6 protein-coding genes are annotated in these 8059 nt (G+C 62.5%); 5 read left to right on the top strand and 1 reads right to left on the bottom strand.

Annotated features, from left to right (window positions below):
• Nucleotides 1-294: 294 nt before the first annotated feature.
• On the bottom strand, nt 295-1359 hold the full coding sequence (locus GJ633_RS01055; RefSeq protein ID WP_156586435.1) for a 2,3-butanediol dehydrogenase: 1065 nt from the start codon (nt 1357-1359) through the stop codon (nt 295-297).
• Nucleotides 1360-1958: 599 nt separating this feature from the next.
• On the opposite strand from GJ633_RS01055, the gene GJ633_RS01050 reads away from it, so the two are divergent.
• The 5 genes from GJ633_RS01050 to GJ633_RS01030 all read left to right on the top strand — a co-directional run bounded on the left by GJ633_RS01050 (nt 1959) and on the right by GJ633_RS01030 (nt 7911).
• Nucleotides 1959-3758: an ABC transporter substrate-binding protein gene (locus tag GJ633_RS01050; RefSeq protein ID WP_156586433.1), complete on the top strand. Its 1800-nt coding sequence runs from the start codon at nt 1959-1961 to the stop codon at nt 3756-3758.
• 138 nt (nt 3759-3896) lie between these two features.
• Nucleotides 3897-4880 (top strand): ABC transporter permease, encoded by a 984-nt coding sequence (locus GJ633_RS01045; protein ID WP_156586431.1) that lies wholly within the window; start codon nt 3897-3899, stop codon nt 4878-4880.
• Nucleotides 4877-5806 carry an ABC transporter permease gene (locus tag GJ633_RS01040; protein WP_156586429.1) on the top strand — a complete coding sequence of 310 codons (930 nt, stop codon included), beginning with the start codon at nt 4877-4879 and terminating at the stop codon, nt 5804-5806. Before GJ633_RS01045 ends, GJ633_RS01040 begins: the two co-directional genes overlap by 4 nt.
• 4 nt (nt 5807-5810) lie before the next feature.
• Nucleotides 5811-6869, top strand: a complete 1059-nt coding sequence (locus GJ633_RS01035; protein WP_156586427.1) for an ABC transporter ATP-binding protein — start codon at nt 5811-5813, stop codon at nt 6867-6869.
• Nucleotides 6862-7911 carry an ABC transporter ATP-binding protein gene (locus GJ633_RS01030; protein WP_156586425.1) on the top strand — a complete coding sequence of 350 codons (1050 nt, stop codon included), beginning with the start codon at nt 6862-6864 and terminating at the stop codon, nt 7909-7911. Before GJ633_RS01035 ends, GJ633_RS01030 begins: the two co-directional genes overlap by 8 nt.
• The last annotated feature ends 148 nt before the right edge of the window (nt 7912-8059 follow it).

Below are 8059 nucleotides of genomic sequence, written 5' to 3'. Positions count from 1 at the left end.
GGCGGCCGCAGTAAGCACCGCAGGGAGCGAGTGAAACGAGTGACCGAGGCGCACAGCAAGCCCCCGAGTCCTCGCAGCTGGGGCTTTGGACGTATTCGTCGCGGAACTGTCGACCACGTATCGCCGAACGGCTGGGGCTTTGCAGATGTTCTCCGCGGTGACGACAATCTCGTATCGAGCGGTTCCATCCGAGATCTCGTACCACTAGCACGCCGACGCTAAACAGCTGATTCACCAGATAACAGATCGAAAAATCCGTCGTGAATCGTTCGCTGAGTCCTCTCCCGGAGACGGTTACGGTTCGACGAGGATCTTGACCTGTCCGTCGTCCGAGAGCAGCGACTCGAAGCCCGCGACCACGTCGTCGAGGTCGACCAGATCGGTGATGAGCGCCGAGGGGTCGAACGCGCCGCTCTCTATCATCGAGAGCGTCATCCCGTACTCCTCGCCCGAGCGGGGGCCGCCGGTGTAGACGTTCGTCCCGCTGATGGTCCGCTCGACGGTGACGACCTCGTTCGGGTTGAACGTCACGTCATCCTCGTAGACGCTCACGACCCGGAGGTGGCCGTCGTGTTGCGTGGAGCGAAGCGCCTGCGAGAAGGAGGCGTCCACGCCCGCGACCTCGAAGGCGACCTCGACGCCGTCCTCGGTGCGCTCGCGTATCTCCTCGACGGGGTCGACTTCCGTCGGATCGAGGGTGACGTCGGCGCCGATCTCCTCGGCGATCTCGCGGCGGCCCGCCTGAGGCTCGGAGACGAGGATCCGGCGCGCACCCGCCGCGCGGGCGGCCTGGATGACCGTCAGCCCGATGGGGCCGGTCCCGAAGACGGCGACCGAGTCCCCGGTCCGCACCGGCGAGTGCCTGACCGCGTGGAGCCCGACCGAGAACGGCTCCACCAGCGAGGCCTCCTTCAGGGACACGTCGTCGGGGATGGGGACGGCGTTGTCCTCGTCGACGACGAGACGCTCCGCGAATCCGCCGCCGCCACCGGAGAGCCCGACGAACCCGAGGTCGACACAGACGTTGTGCTTGCCCGCCAGGCAGTACTGACACTCCCCGCAGGGCAACATCGGGTTCACCGTCACCCGGTCGCCCGGTTCGACGGCGGTGACCCCCTCGCCGACGGCTTCGACGGTGCCGCTCACCTCGTGGCCGAGCGTGACCGGGAGCCGCTCGCCCGTCGCCGGGTGAGGCTCCGCGTCGGGAATGAGAATGGGTCCGGCGACGTACTCGTGGCGGTCGGTGCCACAGATGCCGGCGTACGCGATCGAGATCTCGACTTCGCCCTCGCCCACGGGCGGGTCGTCTATCTCCTCGACGCGGACGTCCTTCTTGCCGTAGTATTGCGCAGCACGCATGCAGAGTACGTCACGACAGAACAGCAAAATCCTTTCGACACCGTCCCTCGTGGAGGATCTCCCCCAAGACTCGTCGCTGAGGATCGACCTCACAGATCGTTCGTCGTTCTGCACTACCAAATGTTCGATCCAAGCACTCGCCACGGCGCCGTTCGCGAGACCCGAGACCGCTCGGTCGTTGAGTGGCGGGGAAGTCGCGTTCGTCGACGTCAGCCGACACGAGGGAGAAGGCGCAGTCAGAAATAGAAGGAATCGGTTGCGTCTCGCGTACCACCGTGGTACGCAGTCAGAGACATGCACGCTGGAGAAGCCAATTTATCCAATAGCTTCATGAGAATGATACATATATTGATTCGTGTTCGTATCGGTGTGTAATATTAATTCAGACACTATAATATAAGTATTCTATTAGATCACTTTTATCGGTGTTTAAGACAAAGATAAGTCGAATACATTTGCGAAAACAGATATTCCTCAATTTATATCTCCATAAAGTTTGGTTTTTGATACAGATCGGATACTGTGTGTCTCGATCGACGCTCTCGAATCGCTCGTTTTCATACCCTCACAATTATATGCTTAGAATATAATGGTGCGCTATGGCTCGACAAGGCCAGGACCAGCAAGGGGTATCGAACACGGACAGACGGAAGGTTCTGAAAGCACTCGGCGCCACCGGCGCCACGATGTCGGTCGTCGGCTGTATGGGCGGCGGCGACGGCGGCGATGGTGGCGACGGCGGAGACGGTGGCGACGGCGGAGACGGCGGCGACGGCGGCGATGGTGGCGACGGCGGAGACGGCAGCGACGGTGGATCCGGAGGCGCGGGCGAGACGATCCGCACGCTCGATTACGTCTCCCTCTCGGAGTCGGTTCACCCGATCCGGTTCACCTGGGGACAGATGCACGCCGAACAGCTCGAAGAGCTCGGCTTCGACATCGAGTACCACGCGCTCTCGATTCCGGACTACATCGACCGGGGGTTCAACCAGCGCGACCACGACATCTACATCCTCCGGTACCTGGACGGGTTCGACCCGAGCGGCCCGCTCTACACGGGGTTCCACTCCGACTCCACGGCGGAGGGCGGCGGGAACTGCTCGCTCTTCCAGAGCGACGAGTTCGACCAGATGTACCAGGAGCAGTCGAACGCCACCGATCCGGACGAGCGTCAGCAGATCGTCTACGACATCCAGGAGATGCTGATGGACAAGCAGGTCATCACGCCGGTGATGGTCCAGAACCGGCAGATGCCCTACGACACCCAGAAGGTCACCAACACGACCACGATGCTGGAGTACGGCCTCGGGAACATCCACAACTTCTCGAGCATGGAGCCCGCCGAGGGCAACGACTCCAGTCAGCTCACCTGGTCGCTCTCTGAGGACCTGACGACGCTCAACCCCATCAACCCTGAGCGCGGTCGGGCAGAGCGGCAGATCAACCGTCTCGTCTACGACCGGTTGATGCGGATCTCCCCGGACGACGCACAGCCGGTCCCGTGGATGGCCGAGACCGTCGACCAGACCGACGAAACCACCATCGACGTCACGCTCCGCGAGGGCCTCCAGTGGCACGACGGCGAGTCAGTCACCGCCGAGGACGTTCGCTTCACCTACACGTACGGCGCGGAGGTGTCGCCCAACGTGTCGGGGATCGCGGAACCCATCGACAACATCGAGGTCCACGACGAGCGGAGCCTCACGTTCAACCTGTCGGAGCCCACCGCCTCCTTCCAGACGGTGGCGATGGCGGGGCGTTCCGCGAACATCATCCCCCAGCACGTCTGGGAGGACGTCCCGGACTCGGTCGACGCCGAGTCGGCCACGCAGTGGGTCAACCCCGAGCCCGTCGGGAGCGGTCCGTGGCAGGTCGAATCGTTCACCCTGGGCGAGGAACTCGAACTCAGCCGCTTCGACGCCTACGGCGACGCCGGCTTCGAGACGCCGAACTTCGAGACCAGCGTCCGGCTCCAGGCGCCCGACATCCGGACGACCGTTCGCCAGCTCGAAGACGGCACGGTCGACTTCATCCCCTACGAGATCCAGGTCACGGACGTTCAGCGCTTCCAGCAGAACGACCGCTACGGGCTGGCCGACTCGCTGATGACCTCCATCCACTACGCGTGTTACAACATGAACCGCGACCTGTTCGCGGACAACGACATGGGCCGGGCTGTCCGCCGCGCGATGGCTTACGCCGTGCCCAAGCAGGAGGCCATTCAGGTGGCGACCGGCGGTACCGCACAGGAGATCCAGACGTGCTTCTCGCCGGGGCTGAGCTTCTGGTACAACGAGGACGTCGAGACGTTCAACCTGGACCTGGAGGCCGCCCGTTCCGAACTCGAGTCCGCCGGGTTCACGTGGAACGACGAGGGCCGCATCCAGTGGCCGGCCTGAGTTCGGACGCACCGACCCCCTGACCGTAACGTTTTTTACGGATAAAAACAGACCCGATAAGACACATGCTAACACAAACTGATAGAACGCCGCCCGTCTCGCCGCGATCCGGCGACGGAGGACCGCGTTACTGACATTATGGGACTGCAACGCTACGTTGGACGACGGCTGGTACAGCTCGTGATTACCTACTGGGTATTCCTGACACTTCTTTTCGGTATCTTCCGGTTGGCCCCGGGTGATCCGACGTCGATGTACCAGATGGACGGCCTCTCCCCGGAGGCGAGACAACAGATACTGGAACGGCTCGGGTTGAACGACCCGCTCCACGTCCAGTACATGCGTTTCATGGTTGACTTCATCACCGGGAACTGGGGAGACTCCTTCCGGTACGGTGAGCCGGTGATGGACATCATCGTGATAAAGTTCTGGAACACCGTGCTGCTCATGGGCCCCGCGTTCTTCCTGGCGTTCGCCATCGGCATCATCTTCGGTGCGTTCATGGGCTGGGTTCGCGGCACGAAAAAGGAGAAGGGCGGTCTCATCCTCACGCTGTTCGCGCGCTCCTCGCCCGAGTTCTGGATCGGCATCATCGTGCTGATGGTGTTCACCTTCCAACTCGGCTGGTTCCCCTCCGGGGGTATCCGGGCGCCGGGCGCCGAGATCAACTCCTTCTGGGGACGGTACCTCGCCTGGGACTTCCTCCATCACCTGGCGCTTCCCTTGCTCACAGGGGTGATCTTCTACATGGCGACCCCGACGTTGCTCATGCGCAGTAGCATGATCAGCGTCCTCAACTCGGACTTCGTCGAGATGAAGAAGGCGGAGGGAATTCCCGAGTACATCATCCTCTACAAGCACGCGGCGCGAAACTCCATCCTCCCGGTGACGACCGTCGTGGCCATCGTCATCGGTCTCACCATCGGCGGCTCGCTCGTCATCGAGACGGTGTTCAACTGGCCCGGCATGGGGCGTGAGATGGTCCAATCCGTGACGTACAACGACTACAACGTCTCACAGGCCATCTTCTTCCTGATGGGGTCGGTAGTGATATTCATGAACCTAGTGGCTGACATCGCGTACGTGTACCTAGACCCGAGAGTGAGGTTCGACGAACAATGAGCTTCTCAGACATACTCAACCGAGGCGGTTCAGACACCCCGTCCGGGGTCGGAATCGGACAGCGGATCCGGGAGGCGTTCCAGAGCACCGTCGACCTGTTCTCCGGCGAGCGGATGGGTCAGTTCGGCGTCTTCCTGCTCATCACGTTCATCCTCCTCGCGATGACGGCGCCGTTGCTCGCGCCGTACAACCCCGACACGCGTCACGAGGCGGAAGACGGCTCGCTACTGCGACTCGCCGAGCCGTCGGGAGACCACCTGTTGGGAACGAACCACGAAGGACAAGACGTGCTCTCACAGGTCCTCTACGGCACCCAGGTGTCGGTGTTCGTCGGCCTGTTCGCGGCGCTAATCGCGGTGTTCATCGGGACGAACGTAGGATTGATAACCGCCTACTACGGGGGACTGGTAGACGATATCCTGATGCGGCTCGTGGACATCGCCTACGGGCTGCCGTTCTTACCCTTCGTCATCGTCCTCGTGTTCATCTTCGGGGCAGATCTGTTCAACATCGTGTTGGTGATCGCCGCCTTGCTGTGGCGTGACTCCGCACGGGTCGTCAGAGCGGAGGTGCTCACACAGAAGGAGCGCGACTACGTCGAGTCCGCCGAGGCCATCGGCGCGAGCGACTTCAGGATACTGTACCGACACATCCTGCCGAACGTGCTCCCGATAGCCTTCCTCTACATCGCGTTCGCCATCGCGTACGCGGTCATCTTCGAGGCGAGCATCGCGTTCCTAGGCTACGGTGACCCCGAGCTCATCTCCTGGGGGAAGATGCTCTACCAGGCGTACACGTTCGGCGCCATTCGCTTCGCCTGGTGGTGGGTGATCCCGCCGGGAATCCTGCTGATGTTCCTCGTCTCGTCGGTGTTCTTCATCGGCCGGACACTGGAAAAGTTCACCAACCCCGAGCTCCGACACTGATACAATGTTAAACATCGAAAACCTACACGCACACTACCATACCGACGAAGGCACCGACGTCCACGCCGTCGACGGCGTCGACTTGGAGGTCGGCTCGAACGAGACCCTCGGGCTCGTCGGGGAGAGCGGCTGTGGCAAGACGACGCTCGCGAAGGCGCTCATCCGCCTGCTCCCGACCAACGGCGAGATCGTCGACGGCAGCGTCAACTTCAAGGAGACTGACCTGACCGAACTCTCCGACGAGGAACTCCGCAAGCAGATCCGCTGGACGGAGATCTCGATGATCCCCCAGAACGCGATGAACTCCCTCGACCCCGTTCACACGGTCGGGGCGCAGATCGTTCAGGCCATCCGGACCCACGAAGACTGCTCCAAAGAGGAGGCGTGGAACCGGACGCGGGAACTCTTCGAAGAGCTCGGTCTGGACGAAAACCGGGTGAAAGACTACCCGCACCAGTTCTCCGGCGGGATGGCACAGCGCGCGGCCATCGCACTGGCGCTGTGTCTCGAACCGGCGCTCATCCTGGCCGACGAGCCGACGACCGCGCTGGACGTGGTCGTGCAAGACCAGATACTGACCATGGTCAGCGAGCTCCAAGACGAGATCGACAGCTCGATGATCATGATCACCCACGACATGTCCGTCGTCTCCGAGACCTGCGACAAGATCGCGGTCATGTACGGGGGGAACGTGGCCGAGTACGCCGACTCGGAGACCATCATCAAGAACCCCCGCCACCCCTACACGCTCGGAATGCGCAACGCGTTCCCGGATATCTCGAAGGACACCCAGGAACTCATCTCGATTCCCGGGTCGCCGCCGGACCTGATCGAACCGGAGGAGGGGTGTAAGTTCGCCCCGCGCTGTCCGTTCGCACAGGACGAGTGCCGAGAGGTCACTCCCGAGCCAGAGGAGTTCGAGGAAGGCCACGTCGTCCGGTGTCACCGCGCGGACGAGGTGGAGTACCTCCAGGAGGAGGCCAGCAAGCGGGAGACGTGGGCCGAGATGAAAGACGACCAGGGCGACCTCATCAGCGCAACGGACGGTGGGACCGATGAGTAGCCACCAGTCGAAGATGCGGGTGGAGAACCTGAAGAAGCACTTCACCGCGAACCAGGGGCTGCTCGACCGCCTGCTCTCCCGGGGCGACCGGGAGGTCGTGAAGGCGGTCGACGGCGTCAACTTCGACATCAGGGAAGGCGAGTCCTTCGGCCTCGCCGGGGAGAGTGGCTGTGGGAAGTCCACGCTCGGAAAGACCCTGCTCAACCTCCACGATTCGACCGACGGGAGCATCTACTTCGACGACGCGGACATCACCACCCAGACCGGCCGGGAGGACATCGCGTTCAGGACCGAGGCACAACTCATCCAACAGGACCCCTTCAACTCCATCAACCCGCGGTACAAGGTGTTCGACTGGGTGAAAGAGCCGCTCGACGTACACTCCCTCGGCACCCGGGACGAGCGGACGGACCTCGTGATGGAGACGCTGAACGAGGTGGGCCTGCGGCCGGCAGAGGCCTACGCCTCCGAGTACCCCACCGAACTCAGCGGCGGGGAACGCCAGCGCGTCGGCATCGCGCGGGCACTGGTGCTCAACCCGTCTTTCCTCGTGGCCGACGAGCCCGTGAGCATGCTGGACGTGAGCGTTCGGGCGAGCGTGCTCGAACTGCTGAACAGGCTCAAAGAGGAGCGTGGACTGACGACGCTGTTCATCAGCCACGACCTCTCGCTGCTCAAGCACATGTGCGACCGCATCGCGATCATGTACCTCGGGCAGATCGTGGAAGTCGGGCCGGCACGACAGCTCATCAACGACCCGCAACACCCCTACACCGAGGCGCTCGTCTCCTCGACGCCGATCATCGATCCCGACGTCGAACGCGAGCGGATCAGACTGGAGGGAGAGGTTCCCGACCCGATAAACCTCCCGTCGGGATGTCGGTTCGCCCCACGGTGTCCGAAGGTGATGGACGAGTGTTGGGACGAGGAACCCCGGATGTACGACGTCGCAGAGGAACAGGAGGCGCGGTGCATCCTCCACGACGAGGCGCACGCCGACAAGGACGTGAGCGTCGGCGGGGCGCAGGCGACGTCTGACTGAGAACGGTCCGCCTCGTTTTTCCACGACGTGCGTTCCGATCTATCGCGAGTGACTAGAGTGACAGGCTGACGGAGGACAACGCCTGTTCCCGGCGGTTCGTCCGCGTGCTCCCGATGGGAATCACTAGTTTTAGTACCCGCTCTTCTGT

The sequence above is a fragment of the Halorubrum sp. CBA1125 genome (assembly GCF_009742825.1).
Classification (GTDB): domain Archaea; phylum Halobacteriota; class Halobacteria; order Halobacteriales; family Haloferacaceae; genus Halorubrum.
This window is presented reverse-complemented; position numbering and strand designations above follow the sequence as displayed.